Source organism: Bartonella sp. AP258QHHD (assembly GCF_042196145.1).
In the GTDB taxonomy this organism is placed as follows: Bacteria; Pseudomonadota; Alphaproteobacteria; order Rhizobiales; family Rhizobiaceae; genus Bartonella.
Window position 1 is genome coordinate 1 of record NZ_JBHIPR010000043.1, and the last position, 19,796, is coordinate 19,796.

Here is a 19,796-nt window from a genome sequence, read left to right on the forward strand (position 1 = left end):
AAGAGAGTTATGTATATTCATTTTCTTATATTACTTATAGGCTTTGAAGGTTTCTCAAACCCTCAAAATACCTTCAAAAATATATCGTGGGTTGTGTTTATAGGTTGTATCTTGATATAGGTTGTTTATTAAAAAAATATATAAAGGGGGTCAAAAGGAATACTCAAAAACCTCAAAACTCATAACCACAATAGTCTTGATAACATTTCTTATGATTATAATCCCTTTCTTTTGAAAGGCTTTAAAGGATCATATGCTTTTTATAAAGCACGTCTTAATCATTCTCTAAATCATAAGTTTATCTATTCAAATGAACTGATAAAATTCATAAAAGGGATTTTAATAACGTAATCAGTTTTTACTTTCATACGCTTTTCATAAGACACGCGTTAATTACTCACTAAAATAATCTATTTTGTCAGTTCAATTTACTGACACATAACTGATAAGTTTTATTCAACTCACATCATTGGTTATCTTTAAAGATTGTACTCTTGATATGAGTTATGTTTTTAAAATACTAACCTATTGAAATATAAAGTTTTTAATTTTTACTCATTTAAAAAAATAATATAGGCTCTAAAAAGAACTGACAACACTGACACGGTCTATTAAAAGGGATTTTGCTAATCTTTATAATGATCAATCTCTTTTTAGATGTTTTCATAACAAGCAATAAATCGCAATTATCCTATTTATCAACTAGTTGTATAACATCATCTAAGGTATAAGTTTTCATGAATCTTCCCCTGCATACTCTTTAATTCTTTTGCAGAGAAATTCATAAAAATTACTCGCGTAATATTCGGAATCTTCAGATGTATACTTAAGATAGAGTGGGCATTCACCATCCCGAAACTGCGTATAATCAAAATAAAAGGTTTCACCAAAATCAGTTGTGCAGATAACAAGTTGTTTGGGAGCCGTAAAGCCATCTCTTCTATCGAGCAAATTTCGGTAAACAATATCACCAGCAGGAATACCTGCGAAGATTTCATAAATACTGAATATTTCTTCACCTCCAATTTCTCCTCCTCCATAATTTTTTAAAAAATTCTTATAGGAAGAGGTAAATTGTAAACCAAGAGTGTTCTCAGCTGTTTTAATCCGCACCTCATCAGGTGCATTATCTTGAGTACCAAAATTAATAACATGACTATGCATATCAACATATTGTGCAACATCTGATAAAGTATAACTTTTCATAAATTTTTCTCCATAAGTCACAGCGTGTTTTTACTCATAATGAGTGTTTCTAATGATCAATCTTTTTCTACTCTAGCCAATGGAATTGAGATGAGATTGATAAAATCATAAGAGATATGTTCTTGACGGAGCTCTTTTCTCATCTGTCTCTGTACAATCATCTCGCATTTACAATATATGATGGAATTAAAGGAGGTGATCATTAAAGTTTAGAGAGCACCTTTTAGGGATATTATTTCAATATTTGCAATAATTACTCTTTCTTTTTTCCTACTTAGGAATTTTTTTTGAAATCCAACAAATAACTTTTCTGATAAAATTTGTCTTTGGATTCATAGGAGCAACCAAACTCCTGCCTTGATAAAATGAGTAGAGAACCTCAACGAGAGGACTATCTTGTTGTTGTGTCATAGGATGTAACATAATAGGTCTAAAATCGACTCCAATAGGAGCTCTTCCTGATGCCATTCTTTCCAGATTTGTACCTGTTACTATCTGTCCTTTTTCTTTCCAAGAAGAAACTGTTTCAGGCTCAAACAGTTCATCTTCCTGATAAACTTTTTGACCTTTAAATTCCACAGGCTCAGCTGCCCCCATACTTTTTTTCTTTATCCATTTCATGATTCATAATCCCCTCGATTTTTTCAAAATAATCAATGTATTCTGTGTTCTAAATAGACTTAAATAAACTCTCCTTCCAAGAGCGAGGTTATTCCTCGCTAGAAAGCTCTGAGTGATTATCAAAATCTTTTGCTACCCGTTCAATCAAAGCGTAACTCACTTGCTTCACCTTTGCTACTTCTTTGGCTAAAGCTAATGCACGTTCAAGGTGGGTTTTGTTGATGCTCTCGTCAAAGCCTAGGTGATCACCTGCCGTAAAGCTTTGCTGATAAGATTGTAAGGTCTCAACATCGCCCAATAAAGCAAGAGCGCCAAGATGAAGTAAAGCATAATCCGTATCATTTGCTTTAGACGTAGTGCTTTTTTTCCAAGGAGCAGTGCCATAATCAGAGCGAAGTCTTTTAGAAAGGTCAATGTCTGTTACCGCCCATTCTAAAGCATCATCAAGCGCCTGTGTTAAACGATCCGTAGTGACTTCTGGTTCAAAGATTTCTAATCCCTTGGCTTCAAAATTAAGCTGTATATCTGGAATATCTTCCGTGTGGGTAGGATCAATGAATTTACAAGCAGCGGAAAGAATACCGGTACTAATCATAAAGGCGCTATCAAATTGCGGACAATCTTTGGCAACTTCGTCGTTATAAAGAATATCTACTTCACGATCAGCCAATTGATAGCTTGCCATATGGTCATTCTCATTGATTTTCTCGGTTAACCAGCCTAAGCTTTTTAAAAGTGCATGAGCACTTTCCATGGTAAGATGATCATCAGTGTCATCCGCTTCCTCTGTCGCCTCAACAGCAATAGTTTTGGAAGCAACAGATGCTGTTTGCGGATCCAAGCTTAAAATCGGAGCATTTTTAGGAAAACCTGCTCGATAACACCGTGCAAGCGTAAGAGCATTGTCGATTATGTACTTCGTGACACCCTTCACAAAACCTAAAGAATTTCCCTTTCTAAAATTCTCCTTGTAAGATTTGAGCTTTTCAACATCCCCAATAAGAATAAGCGCAATAAAATGGTGCATTATAAGATCATATTCACTGTTTGTTGGCAAAGCTGCATAATCATAAATGATTTGATTAATATTTTGCCGATCAGCCCACTTAAGAATATCCACACAGATTTGCTTTAGTTTGCCTTCTTCAACTTCAACACTAGAAACTGTATAAACTTCTTCTGCCTCTTTGAGAGCTATATATTGAGGATTCTCGGGAAAAACACCCCTATGAGCAGTGGAAAAGGCAAGTGTTGAAAGTGAAGCCTTGAATATAACGATCGGTGTTTTTCCTTTTGTATCAAGGCTGTACATTATATTAATGATACGGTCTTTGCTTATAAAATAGGCATTACGATTATAATTTTTGTCGCGATAGACTGTCCAGTTCATCATTTTTAATGTTTCAGAAACTGTATTAAGGAGAGCTAAAGATTGTACATCAATACGTGCATCCGCCGCCTTTCGCTCCTTTAAAACGCTCAGATGTTCTTCAGCAAATTGAACAGCGTGATTAACATATTTTTCCACATCATCGTCATCCAAATGTTCAGAAATCGTACCTGCTTTTACGGCATTTTGATAGGATTTCAAGACATCAATTTGACCTGTTAATGCTAAACAAGCCAAATGCCATGGGATATCGGGACAAGAGCTATATTTTTGAACAAGCGCTTTGCTTTCTATCGCTGCCTCTAAATCCTGAGCACGCGCCCATTGTATCACCCGCTCAGAAATTTTGATAAGCTCCTGCTCATTTAATGTCTCTAAACGAATATCAATTCCTTTATCAACACCACTAAAAACCCCTCCCTCAATCGTATTAAAAGACTGATAAATATTTGTAGCTGATATCTGCCTACATTTTCTACTATCGTGAATATAATGGCAAGCTACAGAAATATCTTCGTTGGAGATCCCTGCTTCAAGATGAACATTGTAATCATCATTTGGAAGACGTATAAAACCAAAATCAAATTGAATGAAGCGGTCGGGCAAAATCAGCCACATTTTTCCAGGTTCCATAACAAACCACCCTTGGGTTTTAAGAATGCGCGTTGCTGCTGTAAGACTCATCAAACGCTGTTTCGGTTTTTTGCGTGCTAAAATGTCATCCAATTCGTTATTTTTATACGCCTCAGCAAAAAAGATGACGCGCTCAACCTGTGTCATCTTTTCATAATCAGAAAACTCTGGTGTATATAATTGAGGTGTAGGTTTGTAATTCCTTAAAGCTTCGGTATCGCCGAGTAGAGCCTTTGCAACGAGAGAATGATTAGCAGCTTTTTCACGTAATTTTTTCTTAATATCTTGTGCTTGCGCCCAAGCTAACACTTTGTCTAAAGCTACCTTAACGTGGTTTTCAAAAAACTCCAGTGCTGTAACTCCAAAATTCTCTTCTGAAGAAATCAGCATAGCCTCATATTGAGGTTGAGATTCTTTACCGTTAGCATATTCACAGCCAAGACAATAAGCAGCAGTAGTAAGACTGACAGAAACCCACAATCTTCCGCTATCCCGTCCATAATCTATGACACCATAATGAATACGCACTATGCGATCGGGGAGGTGATAATAAGCAAACATATCACCCATTTCATCGCGATGGGGCTCCCAACCAACTTTTTTTAAAATCTCTGTTGCGTCTTTGGCTTGCATCGTCATTACCCCCCCCCAGCATGTTCCATAATTCTTTTACAGAGAAATTCATAGAAGTTACTTGCGTAATGCTCTGAATCTCCAGATGCAATTTCAACATAGAGTGGGCATTCACCATCCCAAAACTGAGAATAATCAAAATAAAATGTTTCACCAAAATCGGTTCTATTCACGGCAAGCTGATTTGGTTTTGCGAAACCATTTTTTATATCCGTCAAATGATAGAAAACAATATCACCAGCAGGACACTTATCAAAACTTGCGTTATAAATGCTAAAAATTTCATAACCTCCAATTTCTCCTCCTCCATAATTTTTTAAAAAACTTTTGTAGGACGAGGTGAATTGTAAACCAAGAGTTCTCTCAGCCTTTTCAATCAATATATCATCAGGTGCATCCTCTGCAGTGCCAAAGTCGATAACATCCGGATACTTATTAATTAATTGTGCAACATCAGCTAAGGTATAGGTTTTCATAAGTCCTTCCCCCCTAAAAGGGATTAACAATTCTTGCATTTTTTGAAAACAAAAAAGAATGACGGCTTTAACAGTGTATTTCAAAAGGAAACCGCCCGACAAAAAGCGTCATTCCAAATTAGCTATAATCCTTTTACAGAGAAATTCATAAAAATTACTTGCGTAATACTGGGGATCGCTAGGTGGAAACTTAAGATAGAGCGGACATTCACCATCCTGAAACTGAGAGTAATCAAAATAAAATGTCTCACCAAAATCAGTTCTACTCACAACAAGCTGCTGTGGTTTTGCTAAACCATTTTCTACATCCGTTATATGATAATAAACAATATCATCACTACGAGCAATTTCAAAATTTGTATTATAAACACTTAATATTTCCTCACCACAGATCTCCGCTCTTCCATAGTTTTTTAAAAAACTTTTGTAGGAGGTTGTGAATTGCAATTTAAGAATCCCCTCTGCTTTTTCAATTAGTACATCATCAACGGCTTCATCTGTAGAGCCAAAATCAACACTATCACTATATTTATCAACCAGTATGACAACATCATCTAAAGTATAAGTTTTCATAATTTGTTCTCCATAAATTGTTATTTTTTAGCTTCTATATTTTTCTTTTCATACCCTTTAGCACGTTCTTTCCAGTATTGCGTCCTCCATTTATCGAATAGGTCTCTGTCAATAGCTGATCCCATTGTATTCGGATTAATGTGAATAGCAGAATTATGTTTATTATGAAACGCATTTGTAACTTCTGCTATGGGACCATCATGAGTTTGCAGCATGTGGTGTAATTCAATAGGCTTATTATCGAAACCTATAGGTGCTCTTCCTGCTTTCATCCTTTCAATATTTGTACCTGTCACTTTTTTCTTGTTAACTGTCCACTCAGAAATTCTATTAGGATCAAACAAGTCATCTCTCTGATAGACTTTATTTATCTGAGTAATTTTTTCTTCTTTGTGATTTATTTCAAACCCAACCTCAATAGGTTTTGACCAGAACTTTCTCTCTTGCCCCAAATATTGAGTTGCAATAGCTTCATCGCTCATTTTTTCTAGCGATTGTGCGATTTCTTTTCCCACATGAGCAGTATTTACTTCAGAACTAGTTGCTCCTGTTATAGCCGCTTCTTCAGCTTTAGATGCAAATTTGATGATATCTTTTTCTACAAGCTTGTTCGCAAGCTTTACGCCTCCCTTGGCTGCTGAAACAGCACCGTCAGTAAGCACTGTAGAACCCACTATATAAGCCACATCTCCTAATGGTTTACCTAGCATTTCGCCAGATTCAGCACCAGCACTGAATGCTCCATCCCCCCCTTTCTCCATTGTTTCATGTATGTGATCTATATGCCCCCCAAAGGAATCCTTTATGTGATCTATACGCCCTCTAAAGGAATCCTTAACACCTCCCCAGAATTGACCAACTCCTTCCCAGAGTTGACCAGCACCTTCCCAGACATCATCAAATATATGCCCACTCGTGGCCCAAGCTTTTGCTGTTCCAACGCCTTGAAGGGCATTTTGATAGATCTCATCAACTGAACTGTTTCCTATTGCCGATCCTAATTCTTTAACGTCATGAGCTGTCTCAGATATTCCGTTTCCTATTGCTTTTACGGCACCAACAATCGTACCCTTCGCAAGACCTATCTCAAAAATCCTATCTTGCTCTTCATCAATCTCGAACCATTTTTCGTTAACATCTCTTCGACACTGATCATCAGGGCACTCTTCTAACTCTTTCTTCATCTGAGCGCGTTGTGCACTACCCAAAAAGTTATTTGCAGCGGCATTACCTGCGGCATCGGCGCCGGCATCAACATCGCCACCGGCAAGGGCAGCAGCAACGCCCCCAGCAGCCCGTGCGACATCAATGGTGTGGTCTCTAAAGTCAGCAAACTGCGCATCAATCTTTGCGTTTATACGCGCTTCCTCTTCCGGAGTTGGGGTGCGACCGTTTAGGTCCCCCATTTCCTCTTTCACAATGCCTTGCACCCACAATTGAAACTGGAGCATAGCAGTGGCTTCGCCCACAGCACCCCCCACAGCACCGGCTGTGCAAGCACCGCTCGCAACCGCGCCTTTTAAACAGCCAAGACCGGCATGGGCAACGATCTGTGTGACCGTGTCTATTTTGCCTTCTGCCTTGGCGGTACCGATTTCTTCTGCCAACGATTTGCCAACCGTATCAGACAGGGCGATGCGCAGATTGTTAAAAAAGTTCTTGTCAAGAGAGCCACCCTCAAGAGCCGTTTGCACGCCTGTGCCAATGGCGGCTTTGATCAGGTTCTTTTCCGCTTCACTGGCGATACGATCGACAAAAGGAGCGGTTTTAGGCAAAGATTGTCCAACACCTGCCATTTCCGTTATTTGGCTGGTTAAGCCTGCTGTCAACATCGACGAAACAATGCTGAGAACATTCTTTGAAGAGCCAAGCTCATGCAAAGCGCCGGCAATGTTGCCGCGATTATTGACAAGAGCCACAGCGCTTTTATTAATCAGCGCTTGGACACCTGCCTGTATCACCGCATTCATGGCGGTGCTCGAGCCAAGCCCCAATGCACCGGTAATGGCACTGGCAGCACCCAAGGCTGCTCCGCCCGTAACCGCGCCCCCGTGACAGCCAATGCCACGATAGCCGCACCGGCTTCTTTCAGCCCTTGGGCTTTATAATCCCAGTCTTTAAACTCAGCCTTAACTGCTAGCCAATCAACTTTCCTTACAAATCTTAATCAACCCAAAGTAATAGCCTGAAATAGCCGTGTGTCGTATGGAAAATTAAAAACAAAAACCGAATGAAGAAAATGCACTTGAGACTTGCATATGGCTTCACAGGTTTATTGCTGTAAAAGCTTCAAATGATGATATCTCTAATACTTTTCGCTTGTTCTCTTGTGGTAGCTTCCACATGCGAAAATATATGGACTATAATACCTCTTCTCAAGCTTATCAAACTGAACTCAAAGATATTTCCTTATTGATTTTGAAAGAGTCCTTAAAACGCATTTTGCAGAGCAACGTAGAAAGCATGTCTAAAAAAATCATTCCAAGAGCAACAGATTTTTCTAAGTATTGTGAAGAGATTGAAAAAGACCTTCTTTCACGCACCAAAACTCTTCATGAACTAATGATAGGAGAGTTTAAAATAGATTTCTAAAAAGTAGCAAAATAGTGAAAAGTGCTGATCATTTTTGGATTGGATATGCATTTAAAGAGTGATTAAAAAGTTTTTTTAATGTACAATATATTTCTAGAAGCTAAAATAGCTCTATAGTATCAAATTTATAAAGTAAATAAATCCATTAATACAAATTAAGGATTTTAGGATACGCGAATTTCAAAATATTTGTTTTTTAAAACATGAGTAGCCAGCATCAGCGCAACAAATGTTGCGGCAATTATGATTCCCTTTCGTGTACTTTTGAAATAACAGAGCTTTTCTTTAATCTGTATGAAAGGGTTGCCAGCGCGATGGGCTTTGTTGAAAGGTGGATTTGGGTATCAAAATGCAAGCAAGAGTTTGGGATTATGGAGCTCTGTGTTTAAAGCTATCATCAACTATAGATAAATCATAGACGAGGTTAACTAAAATATTAAAAGCAACTGGATGCAATAGAAGACATTGCTATTAAAAGAAAAGCAAATGCTAAAAAGACTAAAAGGTAGTTTGTGTTTTTATATCAGAAAATAATTTAAGAAATTGAGATCATAATTTTTTCACAGGAAATAAATATGTTTACAGATAAGAAGAGAAAAGCCTTGTTTGGCGTTATAATTTTTATATTTGTATGTTTTTTAGGAATAAGAAAAAATCTTGACTTTATTCAGGGTATTTTGACATTCGCGTCTATTTCTTTGGTGATCGTAACAACTGTTTTTGCAATTTTATGCAATTCTAATATCCCTTCTGAGTTGCAAAACAACCCACAATATAAATGCGGCAATACAACAGGTTGGAAGACATTAACATGTGAGTTACATCAGTATATGCACAGTCTCCTAAAGTTAATAATTTTAGCGCTTGTCGTTTTAATTTTCCCAAGTAGTTATAAAGAAACTGTTTCTTTGCCTGTCATTTCTAAGTACGTGGAGCACAAGTTTTCTTTTTCATTGGATACCGTACTTTGGTACTTAGATATTGCTCTTGGATATTCAAATATTATAATTTGGTACTTTTTTTAGTCTGTGTATTCTTCCTTATGTTGCGTACACGCAGTTTAATAAATATATCTATTTACACGCTACAGTGCTCTATTAAAGAGATACAGTAAAACTTACGATTTCATGCTTTAATTTTTCTTTTATATGACCTTCATTATACATACCATTATCATTTTTACTTGTTTTAATAGCAAATTTATGTTGAAAAGTTTCAGTATTAAAGATTATATCAAAATTATTATGTGTCTTTCCAACAAAACTTATGTTTTTAAATGCTGGATTTAATTTATATTTTTTAAAAAGATTCAAAAAATAATTCTTTAAATTATTTTTTTCTTTAAATTTGATACCCAAGTCAAGTTCCATTTCAGAATAATCATCCGTGGGAAATTCACCTAACAAAAGTTTAGCCATCTTTAGCAAGTTGTCTTCTGATTGCATTGCAAAAAAATCTAATTGTTTTGGTTGTGTATATTTCAGTTTTATTTCTTTAATTAAAAGCAATTTTTTTTCGAACTCTTCCTTACCAACAATATCAGGTGAGATATCAATCGTTTTCGGGGGAAAAGATTTTTTGTAGTGTAGCTGCAAGAATTTGTTTAACTCTTTATTTGAAGAAAAAAGAGTAAACTCTATAGGAATCAAAATTCCAAAATATTGCTTATTCTGTTCAACATATTTTCTAGGACGTGGGTTAGGAATATTCTGAAAGTCGTTTTCAGAATCAATCACTTCTGGGTTATAAGGACTATTTTCTCCCGTTAAAACATAAATCCAATAGCAGATCTTCGAGTTCACAGAAAACTTTTCAATTATTAAGGTAACACATTGATTATCACGGTTAAAACGGTATGTTCCTTCCTCTAAAAATTTATCAACACCATTTATATTGACTAATTCTGAGGCTGGATCTATTTTATATTTATAAGAAAGGAAGTTAAGGGTATTCATAAAGTTAACATAATTACAATGTCTATAGTCTTATCGGGTGGTAGATGTTGCCCAAGTTATCTTAGTGATTATGGGAAGATAGTGTATCCAAAATATATTCCGTCGTTTAGAATCGTTTAGCTGAAAATTAAAGCTATAAAATTTTAATTGCAAAAGCAATACGAGTTTTAGAGAACTCTGCAGTGAAAGCTGCTTAGATTTTTAGAATATGGGCCCCCCTTCTCGGCTTTTAAGTGGAGGAGAAATCAGTGCATTGAACGAAGCATGGCATCACGTAAAATGGCGTTAATCCGCTTTTGATATCCTTTCCCTTGACTTTTAAAGTCACGCGCTAGCACGTCTGAATCCACACGCACTGTTGTGACAGTTTTGGGTGGTTTATAGAATGGATTGCGAACGGCATTTTTCCAGAACACATCATTGAGTGACGGAATATCACTATGATCAATTGCACTGTCCGGCATTGCAGCCAGTTTATCAACTTCAACTCTCTGTTTATCTGTCAAAGGTGATAAGTTACCTACATCAATTTTATAACGAACTTTCTTCTTTATAACGTTTCTTTTCTTTCGAGTTGGCTCGTCGTGCTGAAATAATACGGATTACCTCTATGCCATCTTTATCGTCATGGACAGTATGCGCTACGAATATTAATAAAAAACCATCCATGAGCCATAAAGCTTGCTCACCATACTCTCGTTTTCAATACGGTCTTGTTTAACCATAGTGAATGGGGCTGCAAAAACACTTGCAGCTATTTCAAAACTTTACACGGTGCTTTCTAAGATTACTTTTTGTTTTAGCTTCATTCCATTCAAATCTCATTTTTATACCTTATATTAATACATTTACTTATATTAACACATTTATAAGGGTATTATATACATCAAGAGTTTTAGATGAACACTTAATTATCCATGTTTTTGTACAATTAATATAATAATAATTTAAAAATTAGTGATTAATTAACTAAAAATATTAAAAAAATAATAAATTATTCTAAGGCTTTATGCATATAATATGCAAATCGAATAAAACTTACAAGCATGTTGAATAAAATGATATTAATTGGCTATTTGGGAGCTGCTCCTGAAAGCAAAAATGAATTTTGGTGCCGAAACATTCAATTTTCGTATGGCTATCTCTGAGAGCTATGCAGATAAAAATACCAATAAAAAGTAGACAAAACAAAATGGTATTCCGTGGTGCTTTTTAAGCTACATACATTTGGCAAAATTTGTTCTTCAGTACAGAACTGCCCCTTTTTCCGAATGAATGAGAGGAACGGTTTTTTTAATGGTCAACGCTACAAAGGATGCAATCAGCACTTTCAAGAAACCACTAACCAAAAAACCTAATGAACTTATTAAAACTGTCAGCAAAGGGACCTGTGTCATATAAGCCACCCATGGTATTCCAAAAGAATAGACTATCCCAATGCCACCCACAGTATTTATCACAAATAATATTATAAAATTTAACCGGTGCCAAAATAATTCTACCATAAAGCCAATAAAAAATGCAGCAAATGGAAAACTAATCAGATAACCACTCGTAACTCCTGAAAAAACACTAATTCCACCACGACCACTAGGCAATAGAGGTAACCCAATCGCAATAAGAACAAGGAAAAGAAGTGATGCTAAAGCTCCCCTTTTCGCTCCAAGTATAGAGCCTGCTAACATCGGAGCCATAGACTGAGCTGTAATAGGGACGCCCAGCAAAAAAGGAAGATAAATAGGAGGAAAAAGACTCAAAACAGCGTAAATAGCGGCAAATAAAGCAATATAAACTAAATCTTTTGTATTCACTGAATTATTCCTTCACTAGGGAAAAGCTTTCGTTATTGTTGTACAATTAATAAAAAGTATCAGATTTATAAAAGTACACTTTAAATGCCTTAGATATAGAGAAAAATACTATAATAATTTATTTTAATAACATCACTTATATGAATCATATTAGATTCTACAGTGTTTAATTACATCATAAATTACTATAGTTAAATTCAATAATAGTGATATATGAATATTATATAATAACAATATAACAAAATAATACATTTATTTTAGTTATTATGCTTTGAATGAATGAGAGGAACAGATCTTTTAATCGCGAGTGCAATAAAGGATGCAATCAATACTTTTAAACAATCGCCTATCAAAAAAACTGATGAAGCCATTAAAACCTTCAGTAAAGAAACTTTGGTCATATAAGCTGTCCATGGAACACCAAAAGAATAAACTATCCCAATGCCACCAAAAGTATTTATTATAAATAATGTTATAAAATTTAACCGCTGCCAAAAAAACTCTACCATTAAACCAATAAAAAATGCGGCAAATGGAAAACCTATTAAATAACCACTTGCAATTCCTGAAAAGACACTGATTCCACCACGACCACCAGGCAACAGAGGCAATCCAATCGCAACAAGAACAAGAAAAAGGAGTGACGCTAAAGCACCCCTTTTTGCCCCAAGTATAGACCCTGCTAGCATCGGTCCCATCGATTGAGCCGTAATAGGTACCCCTAGAAGAAAAGGAAGATAAATAGAAGGGAAAAGGCCCAAAATAGCATAAATAGCGGCAAATAAAGCAATATAAACTAAATCTTTTGTATTCATTTGATTCTTCTTTTACTATAAAAACTTTTATTATTATGAGATGCTATATCAATAGTATCAGCATCATAAGAACGCGCGTCCAATGCTTCAGCCACTTCTGAAGCCATTCTTATGGTTCGTATAATTAAAGGTATCGCAAGAGCAACAATGTTAGTATTAAGTCCTCGTGCTTGCTGTGCTTCATGTACCTCATTAAACTTTTCACCCAAAAGAGGAATAAACCTGATCGCCATAGAGATAACCATACTCACTTTTGATGGATTTATACCAAAACAACGAAAGGGCTGGAGGCCTGCTTCAATTGCATCCACCATATCTGACACTTTTGTTGTGAATGAAATAACTGATGATAAAGAAAAGAGGATAACAAGACGTAATATGACCTCAACCCCCGTAAGCCAACCGCTAAAAATAGTTTGAAATACAAATAGAAGAACTAAAAGCAATCCCATCGATTTAAATTGCTTTATCACAGTTTTGAAAGGGATTTTGGCGACTCTATAGAATAAGATGACCAACAATAAAAATAAACCAAGAAGCGCTATGGAAGAAACCATTATTATAAAAGTTCCACAGGCCGTAAGAAATAATAACTTAACTCCAGGACTTAACCTATGAATAAATGTATCCCTCGGAATATATAAACCGATCATGACATTCTTCTTATATACTCCTTTATAGCAACAAAAGGTACATCATCAATTGCTATCTCCCCCTTATCAAAAACCAGCACTCTATCAAACTTTTTCAAAAACTCTAAATCATGCGATACAACTATTGCCGTTTGCGGTAATTCTTCTATCACTTGCGTAACGCGATGCTTATTTCGCAAATCAAGTAATGTCGTCGGCTCATCAAAAATAATGTAGTCTGGTTTCATTGCAACTACACTAGAAATAGCAACAAGTTGTTTTTGCCCACCACTTAATAAATGGACAGCGTGATTTCTGAAATCTTGAAGTTCATAGCGCTGTAAAATTTCATCTACACGCTCCTTAATTTCATCTTTATTAAGCTTTAAATTTTTGAGACCAAAGGATAAATCCTCTTCAACTAATGGTAAAACAATCTGATTATCGGGATTCTGAAAAACAAATCCAACTTTACGTTTTACTGCTTTTGCATCGCGTTTTGTATCAAGCCCATCAACGCTTACAAAACCATGAGATGGTAATTGGAGCCCATTAATAAGGCGAACAAATGTACTTTTTCCAGAACCATTCGCACCTATAATAGCAACTCGTCTTTCGGTAAGCTGTACAGTAATATTTCTTAAAACACACAAATCACCAAAAACTTGTGTTACCTTATCAAATTTTATAATCCCCAAGGTTTATTCCAATCAATCCCTTTTATTAGCTCTTCTTTCTCTATCGCTTCAGTTTATAACCTAAAAGTAATAACAAGCACCATAGAGGAATAATAATGACTGCCAAACTCATATCAGGCATCTGTACAGGAATATATGCTTCAAGAAAAGGCAAGCTTATTCCTATCATATCAAAAAGTCGAGTCATCAATCCATTTTTCCCAAAACCACTGACAAACATAATGCAAAATAATAAAACAAGAAAGCAGAGGCAAAGATAGTTAGCGTAAGGATATAAACCAAACGCATAAATAAAATCGCCCTTTCTGTTCTTATGGGCATTGCGAAATTTCAAATGAACAATAACAATAATAGCCCAAGTAATCACTGCTGCTGCAGTTGCAAGAGCCATGATCCGCATGAAACTATTATCAGGAACAAGAGCATTAACAACGACAATCAACGCCGTACATAATGAAGAAAAAAGGATAGCAATATAAGGAACACGAGCAGCACTCAGTTTACTAAAAATATGTGGTGCATTTTTTTGTACAGCTAAACTATAAAGCATACGGCCATTAGAATAAATGCCACTATTGTAAACAGAAATAGCAGCCATAATCACCACAAAATTCAAAATATGACCAGCAGCAGGAATTCCTATAGTCTCGAAAATTGTGACAAAAGGACTACCATTTTTTCCAATCATATTCCAAGGGCTGATTATCATAATAATGCTGATAGATCCAATATAAAAAATTATAATCCTCCACATAACTTGACGGATAGCCGCTGGAATTGTTTTTTGTGGATTAGATGCCTCTCCAGCAGCAATACCAATAAGCTCCGTTCCTCCAAAAGAAAACATTACTACAGAAGTTGCTAAAACAACCCCTACTGCTCCATAAGGGAAAAAACCACCATGGTCCCAAAGATAATGAATATTCGCTTGATTTTCCCCTAGTCCAGTGACAATGAGAAAAATTCCAAAAATAATCATACCAATAACAGCAGCCACTTTGATCAAAGCGCAAACAAATTCAAATTCTCCATAAAAACGAACATTAAACAAATTAACAAATGTAACAAATAAAAGAACAATGAAAGATGTCTTCCAATGATCAATCAAAATCCAATGATCAAGGTAAAACCCTATCACTGTAAGTTCAGCCATGCTCACAAGAATATAAAGAAACCAATAATTCCAACCTGTTATGAAACCAGCTAATCTCCCCCAATATTTATAAGCAAACAAACTAAATGCTCCTGAAGACGGTTCTTCTACTGACATTTCACCAAGCATTCGCATAATGAAATACATAATAAGCCCGCCGACAAGATAAGATAAAATAACTGAGGGACCAGCTAATTGAATTGCCTCGGTTGACCCATAAAAAAGTCCCGTCCCAATAACGCCACCCAAAGCAATCATTTGAATATGGCGATTTTGAAGGCTACGCTTCAATTCCTCGTGCTTTTTTTCAGACATCATGCCTCACTACTTTTGTTGAACTTAACCTCAACTTTTATTGAAAAATTAGGCACCTCTTTCAAAAAACACAAAACAAACGTAAACTTATTTTCTTATCATAATGCAACTCCTTATTTTTTTGTGCATTATACGTATGTCCCGTTGAAGTTTTAAGAAAAAATATGCTCCACCCTTTATTTAAATTAATGTCCTTCATTTTCGTTACACTAACCATTATAGCATTGGTCATTGATAACGCACACTCTGTAATCACATCACATTGGACAACAACCCCCTTTAATAAAATTTTAACAAACCTTCTGCAAACAGATATCTATCACCTTAATCAATCTCTATGCAAGGTAATGCCTGATTTTCTGTCCTCAATTTGCATTACTCTCACTTATTTACCCGCATGGTCTATCTTTGGTGCTTTAGCAATAGTATTTTGTATCTTAAATTACGAAAAACAAAAGCCTTTTCACAAAATATCATATACATATAACGAAGAGTACATTTGATCTTGAAAAAAACTTCTAGAGCTCTCTGTACTATAACATAATCGATGTCGCTTAAAACCCCTCACTCTATTAAAACAACTGAAGATCACTTGATCATCAGAAAAAATTAAAACGCTTCATTATAAATATAGGCGCTCACTTATGATTTCTATAGATAACAATAACATCACTTTATTTGTATCAATTAAAAAAAATTAGCGAATAAATCTACCTCCCACCTATAAGAAAACTCTGTACAGAAAAAACTTAAAATATTGCAGTTCATATATTTTTCTATGGCTGTTTCTTTAATACTCTACAAAAACTTTTCTTAATTTTCGTACTAGAAACCCCATATAAAAAACGTCTTCTAATATCAGCTCTCCTTATAAGATTGGAACTTATTAAAATTAATGAAGAAGCTTATAAAAATTATTCTACAAGTCTAACAAAATGCGTGAAATAAAAACTCCTCTGTAAATAATTGCAATTGTGATAAAAAATATTTCGCACCTTCTCCCTATTGAGAAAATGGTAAGATAACAGCTTCAGTAACACTCTAGTTCTTTTAAATCTGAAAATCGTCTCGCTAAAATATCAACTTTTTTAGATATCTCATCCAAACTTTTCCATTGATTAGTTACCTCTCGAGAAAGTTCCTCAATGAATTTTTCTTGGTAAGCTAGCTTCATTTCTAGTTCTATCAGCCGATCTTCATCCGACATGATTTTTACTCCCTCTTAAATAAAAAACGTGATTAATTTTATTAATCCTCCTCCCTTTTTCTTCCCATAAAAATGAGAAGTAACTTCTCAACTAATTCTACTCATCTATTTGCACATTATAAAAGGTTTAGGATGATCTTTATTTTCCCAATCACTCTATGCAACAAATTTCTTTCTTAAGAATCAGAAAATGTTTTTATCTTTACTAAGTTATCTTGACACCATTTTTCATCCTAAAGATCTACATTCCCAGCTTCTTAATTTAAGTGCTATCGTAAATTGAAAAGCATTTTATAGCATTAAGGTCAAAGAATACTTTCCTCTGACTTTTACATAATTCTCCTTCAAATTATTATCATATGTATAAATTATTGAAAAAATGCATTCTTGCTTTTATACGTACTTTTAGCTATTACCCTCAAATTAGTTTTGTCTCATTGACTTACAAACCTATGCCGCATTAGCTCAGTTGGTAGAGCACATCATTCGTAATGATGGGGTCGCTGGTTCGAATCCGGCATGCGGCACCATTTTATTTCTTAAACATATTGAAATATATATTTTTTTTTAATTAATTATCTGTTTGAAGACCACCTTCTAGGGTTTATACAATTTTATCTAATCTGTTGTTATTTGCTCCGTATTTTTCTCTGGAGTAAATGCTAAAATCTCTTTCTTTCTCCACCTCACTGCTCTCCCTAGCTTATATGGCTCCGGCCCCCCTCTGAAGCACCCAATTGCGAATCGTTGTTGTGGATATACTAAAAAGCTGTGCACACTCACGTATTGTTACATATCTATTGCCATCATCAAATATCATCTCATTGCCTTTTTATTTTTTATGTTATGTGAATGGGCTGGGATGCTAGGAGGAGAGAGCTTCCTATATTGTCAAGCAGCTTTTTGTCAAAATCTTTTGTGTCTCTTGTGCTATTGCCTCTAAAAAGATTTCAATAGCTTGATTGATTTGTTTAAGAGGCTGCTGGAAACGTAGCCAATACAACACCAGACAAAGATGATACCATTGGACCCGAACGCCCTACCAAATGCTTCATATGAAAAAGAAAATATATGAAACCGAACTAATTGTTCAAATTTATTACAGTACAATATTCTTAAAAAAACTATCAAATATCATTGGTCTATATATTGAATATGCTCCACTAATATATTGTTTCAGTTGGAAACAGACTGTAAGAGAGGAGAAATATCCATTATGTTTTTTATGTAACAGTTTATTTAAAATCCTTCATAAAGTTATTTTTTAATGAAATTAAGCAATTAGGGGAAAAAACAAAGAATGATTAAATTAACTATAGATTTTTTTATTAAATATGTATAACACGTTATGTATATGTTTCATTGATTCTAAGATAATTTTTAGATATATAATGTTAAATTATAATGTTTTTTTGTTTTTATAAAAAAATTCTGTGGTGCAATTTATGACTTTTGAAATTACTTAAAAATCAACACCTAATTATTTCATTAATTATTATGTCTCTTATTTTTTGTTAAAAATGCTTTTTGTCATTGGAATTATTGAAGTTTTTTCAAGTAAAGTTCTTCTAAATCATTCTGGATCAACTGTAAGAATTTGTGAGTGAAATCTATCTGATTATAAATGGAATTATTATAAAGTTATTGTCTTTAGATGGAGATCAATTGCTGCAAAATGAATAGTATTTAGCATAATCTTTATTCAAAAAAATGATATAGATCTTAAAATAATCCACTATGGATGTTTTGAATTTATTATGCCCTTTCGCTGTTCTGTTCTTAAAAATGAGTAGATGTAAGTTTTTAATTCATATCCTGCTTTGTGTAGTTTTTTATAGGTAAAAATAATGCGAAAAATATCAAAAGAAGGGCTTGTATTGATTAAGCAATTGGAAGGCTTGCGTTTATCAGCTTATGAAGATTCTGGTGGTGTCTGGACAATTGGTTATGGACATACAAGTGCTGCTGGTGCCCCAAGCGTTCACAAAGATATGCAAATTACGGAAAAAGAAGCTGAAAAAATCCTTTGTCAGGACTTGAGGGAGTATGAAGCTGTTGTTGAAAAAGCCGTTACCGTTCCTTTAAACGATGAACAATTCGCGGCATTAGTATCATTTTGCTATAATGTAGGAATCACAGCATTTCGTAGTTCTACACTTTTAAAAAAGCTTAATAAAGGTGAATATGAAGCGATACCAACCGAATTGCAAAAATGGACAAGAGTGGGAGGAAAACGTATCCAAGGTCTTGTCAATCGCCGAGCAACCGAAGCAGGATTGTGGGCAAAAGGAGCTCATGTTGCCCCCAATTATCATGTAGTAGAACCAGAAGGCGTAACAGGTATTTGCAAAGTAGAAGCTCTTGCACCAATCATAGGTTCTTTTTCAGGGCTTGGAGGTCTTTTTGCAGGAAATGGTCCTGTTCAATGGGTTCTAGCAGGCATTATGGTTTTAGCCGCTTGTACGGCTATGATATACATTGCTAAACGTTTTCAGGAACACCGTCTATGATTTTATGGATAAAAAAATATCTGACAATGACGTCAGCGCTCATAGCAGCTTTTCTTATAGCTTTAGTCAAAGCCTTTTTTCTTGGGAAAAAAGTTGAGAAGCAAAAGCAAACAAAAGAAGATTTCAAGATAGCGACAACACGGCTTGAGGTAGAAAATGAAATTAATAAGAAAAGTGATGCTGATGTGCGCACTAAGCTTTCTAGCTGGTTGCGCGACGAATGAACGAACTTCTTGTATTGGATGGCTGCCAATTTATTTGAATCGACAAGATATCAATGTCATTAGTCCAAATTTGGCGAGAGATATTTTAAAACATAACGAACAAGGTGAACGTTTATGTGGTTGGAGAGATAAACGGAAAATAAAGTGATAAAAATATAATTCCTCTGAAACATCAATCAATGAAAAGATTTGAAAGAGGTGGATACATTCAGATTAAAAGTAAAAGCACTTAAAGGATTAAAACACTCTGGTGGTCAATTAGATTTAATTAGAGTGACTGAGGTGTCTGAATTGAAACTAAAGGATTCAACAGATTATGTTTGTGTAAAATGATTGAGTCTATTGATGTATT

Annotated in this window: 16 protein-coding genes, 1 tRNA gene and 3 pseudogenes; 5 read left to right on the forward strand and 15 right to left on the reverse strand. The window is 35.1% G+C overall.

Features of this window, described 5'->3' with window-relative positions; all coding sequences use genetic code 11:
* Positions 1 to 735: 735 nt before the first annotated feature.
* From ACFIMM_RS04050 to ACFIMM_RS04075, 6 genes and pseudogenes are all read right to left on the reverse strand, one after another.
* Positions 736 to 1,206, reverse strand: a complete 471-nt coding sequence (locus tag ACFIMM_RS04050) for an SMI1/KNR4 family protein (RefSeq protein ID WP_375675818.1) — start codon at positions 1,204 to 1,206, stop codon at positions 736 to 738.
* 270 nt (positions 1,207 to 1,476) lie between these two features.
* Entirely contained in the window at positions 1,477 to 1,827 is a 351-nt protein-coding gene (locus ACFIMM_RS04055; RefSeq protein ID WP_375682566.1) for an HNH/ENDO VII family nuclease, read from the reverse strand.
* A gap of 88 nt (positions 1,828 to 1,915) precedes the next feature.
* Positions 1,916 to 4,483, reverse strand: coding sequence for a DUF6990 domain-containing protein (locus tag ACFIMM_RS04060; RefSeq protein ID WP_375682565.1), 2,568 nt, complete (start codon positions 4,481 to 4,483; stop codon positions 1,916 to 1,918).
* A gap of 5 nt (positions 4,484 to 4,488) precedes the next feature.
* Positions 4,489 to 4,959 carry an SMI1/KNR4 family protein gene (locus ACFIMM_RS04065; protein ID WP_375682564.1) on the reverse strand — a complete coding sequence of 157 codons (471 nt, stop codon included), beginning with the start codon at positions 4,957 to 4,959 and terminating at the stop codon, positions 4,489 to 4,491.
* A gap of 108 nt (positions 4,960 to 5,067) precedes the next feature.
* Entirely contained in the window at positions 5,068 to 5,532 is a 465-nt protein-coding gene (locus ACFIMM_RS04070) for an SMI1/KNR4 family protein (RefSeq protein WP_375672298.1), read from the reverse strand.
* A 20-nt stretch (positions 5,533 to 5,552) separates the two neighbouring features.
* Positions 5,553 to 7,687 (reverse strand): annotated as a pseudogene (locus ACFIMM_RS04075) (DUF637 domain-containing protein); the annotation flags it as partial.
* 188 nt (positions 7,688 to 7,875) lie between these two features.
* Here ACFIMM_RS04075 and ACFIMM_RS04080 point away from each other — a divergent pair.
* Both ACFIMM_RS04080 and ACFIMM_RS04085 read left to right on the forward strand, forming a co-directional pair.
* Positions 7,876 to 8,124: a hypothetical protein gene (locus ACFIMM_RS04080; protein ID WP_375631044.1), complete on the forward strand. Its 249-nt coding sequence runs from the start codon at positions 7,876 to 7,878 to the stop codon at positions 8,122 to 8,124.
* A gap of 575 nt (positions 8,125 to 8,699) precedes the next feature.
* Positions 8,700 to 9,238: pseudogene (locus ACFIMM_RS04085) on the forward strand (hypothetical protein).
* On the opposite strand, the gene ACFIMM_RS04090 reads toward ACFIMM_RS04085, so the two are convergent.
* From ACFIMM_RS04090 to ACFIMM_RS04125, 8 genes are all read right to left on the reverse strand, one after another.
* Positions 9,222 to 10,079, reverse strand: a complete 858-nt coding sequence (locus tag ACFIMM_RS04090) for a hypothetical protein (protein ID WP_375665149.1) — start codon at positions 10,077 to 10,079, stop codon at positions 9,222 to 9,224. The pseudogene ACFIMM_RS04085 and the gene ACFIMM_RS04090 sit on opposite strands and share 17 nt — an antisense overlap.
* A gap of 245 nt (positions 10,080 to 10,324) precedes the next feature.
* A complete protein-coding gene (locus tag ACFIMM_RS04095) occupies positions 10,325 to 10,633 on the reverse strand; it encodes a BrnA antitoxin family protein (RefSeq protein WP_375613812.1) in 309 nt (102 codons plus the stop codon).
* Positions 10,634 to 11,323: 690 nt separating this feature from the next.
* A complete protein-coding gene (locus ACFIMM_RS04100; protein WP_375629706.1) occupies positions 11,324 to 11,890 on the reverse strand; it encodes a biotin transporter BioY in 567 nt (188 codons plus the stop codon).
* Between the two features lie 257 nt (positions 11,891 to 12,147).
* Positions 12,148 to 12,705: a biotin transporter BioY gene (locus ACFIMM_RS04105; RefSeq protein WP_375629709.1), complete on the reverse strand. Its 558-nt coding sequence runs from the start codon at positions 12,703 to 12,705 to the stop codon at positions 12,148 to 12,150.
* A complete protein-coding gene (locus ACFIMM_RS04110) occupies positions 12,702 to 13,358 on the reverse strand; it encodes an energy-coupling factor transporter transmembrane component T family protein (RefSeq protein WP_375613809.1) in 657 nt (218 codons plus the stop codon). Before ACFIMM_RS04110 ends, ACFIMM_RS04105 begins: the two co-directional genes overlap by 4 nt.
* Complete coding sequence (locus ACFIMM_RS04115; protein ID WP_375613810.1) at positions 13,355 to 14,035, reverse strand: energy-coupling factor ABC transporter ATP-binding protein; 681 nt, start codon at positions 14,033 to 14,035, stop codon at positions 13,355 to 13,357. Before ACFIMM_RS04115 ends, ACFIMM_RS04110 begins: the two co-directional genes overlap by 4 nt.
* Positions 14,036 to 14,075: 40 nt before the next feature.
* On the reverse strand, positions 14,076 to 15,503 hold the full coding sequence (locus ACFIMM_RS04120; RefSeq protein ID WP_375682569.1) for an amino acid permease: 1,428 nt from the start codon (positions 15,501 to 15,503) through the stop codon (positions 14,076 to 14,078).
* 1,030 nt (positions 15,504 to 16,533) lie between these two features.
* Entirely contained in the window at positions 16,534 to 16,710 is a 177-nt protein-coding gene (locus tag ACFIMM_RS04125; protein WP_375612388.1) for a SlyX family protein, read from the reverse strand.
* Between the two features lie 454 nt (positions 16,711 to 17,164).
* Between ACFIMM_RS04125 and ACFIMM_RS04130 the strand changes: the two genes are divergently transcribed.
* Positions 17,165 to 17,240, forward strand: a tRNA-Thr gene (locus ACFIMM_RS04130).
* Positions 17,241 to 17,328: 88 nt separating this feature from the next.
* On the opposite strand, the pseudogene ACFIMM_RS04135 reads toward ACFIMM_RS04130, so the two are convergent.
* Positions 17,329 to 17,530, reverse strand: a pseudogene (locus tag ACFIMM_RS04135) (helix-turn-helix transcriptional regulator).
* A gap of 1,027 nt (positions 17,531 to 18,557) precedes the next feature.
* Here ACFIMM_RS04135 and ACFIMM_RS04140 point away from each other — a divergent pair.
* Complete coding sequence (locus ACFIMM_RS04140; RefSeq protein ID WP_375612387.1) at positions 18,558 to 19,220, forward strand: lysozyme; 663 nt, start codon at positions 18,558 to 18,560, stop codon at positions 19,218 to 19,220.
* Positions 19,217 to 19,444 (forward strand): hypothetical protein, encoded by a 228-nt coding sequence (locus ACFIMM_RS04145; RefSeq protein WP_375618608.1) that lies wholly within the window; start codon positions 19,217 to 19,219, stop codon positions 19,442 to 19,444. The genes ACFIMM_RS04140 and ACFIMM_RS04145 overlap by 4 nt, the downstream gene beginning before the upstream one ends.
* Positions 19,445 to 19,796 lie beyond the last annotated feature (352 nt).

What these genes read in the sequence shown, in the direction of transcription:
- ACFIMM_RS04050 (WP_375675818.1), bottom strand. Translation starts at nt 1,206, where the DNA reads ATGAAAAGTTATACTTTATCAGATGTTGCACAATATGTTGATATGCAT.
- ACFIMM_RS04055 (WP_375682566.1), bottom strand. Translation starts at nt 1,827, where the DNA reads ATGAAATGGATAAAGAAAAAAAGTATGGGGGCAGCTGAGCCTGTGGAA.
- ACFIMM_RS04060 (WP_375682565.1), bottom strand. Translation starts at nt 4,483, where the DNA reads ATGCAAGCCAAAGACGCAACAGAGATTTTAAAAAAAGTTGGTTGGGAG.
- ACFIMM_RS04065 (WP_375682564.1), bottom strand. Translation starts at nt 4,959, where the DNA reads ATGAAAACCTATACCTTAGCTGATGTTGCACAATTAATTAATAAGTAT.
- ACFIMM_RS04070 (WP_375672298.1), bottom strand. Translation starts at nt 5,532, where the DNA reads ATGAAAACTTATACTTTAGATGATGTTGTCATACTGGTTGATAAATAT.
- ACFIMM_RS04080 (WP_375631044.1), top strand. Translation starts at nt 7,876, where the DNA reads ATGCGAAAATATATGGACTATAATACCTCTTCTCAAGCTTATCAAACT.
- ACFIMM_RS04090 (WP_375665149.1), bottom strand. Translation starts at nt 10,079, where the DNA reads ATGAATACCCTTAACTTCCTTTCTTATAAATATAAAATAGATCCAGCC.
- ACFIMM_RS04105 (WP_375629709.1), bottom strand. Translation starts at nt 12,705, where the DNA reads ATGAATACAAAAGATTTAGTTTATATTGCTTTATTTGCCGCTATTTAT.
- ACFIMM_RS04110 (WP_375613809.1), bottom strand. Translation starts at nt 13,358, where the DNA reads ATGATCGGTTTATATATTCCGAGGGATACATTTATTCATAGGTTAAGT.
- ACFIMM_RS04120 (WP_375682569.1), bottom strand. Translation starts at nt 15,503, where the DNA reads ATGTCTGAAAAAAAGCACGAGGAATTGAAGCGTAGCCTTCAAAATCGC.
- ACFIMM_RS04125 (WP_375612388.1), bottom strand. Translation starts at nt 16,710, where the DNA reads ATGTCGGATGAAGATCGGCTGATAGAACTAGAAATGAAGCTAGCTTAC.
- ACFIMM_RS04140 (WP_375612387.1), top strand. Translation starts at nt 18,558, where the DNA reads ATGCGAAAAATATCAAAAGAAGGGCTTGTATTGATTAAGCAATTGGAA.
- ACFIMM_RS04145 (WP_375618608.1), top strand. Translation starts at nt 19,217, where the DNA reads ATGATTTTATGGATAAAAAAATATCTGACAATGACGTCAGCGCTCATA.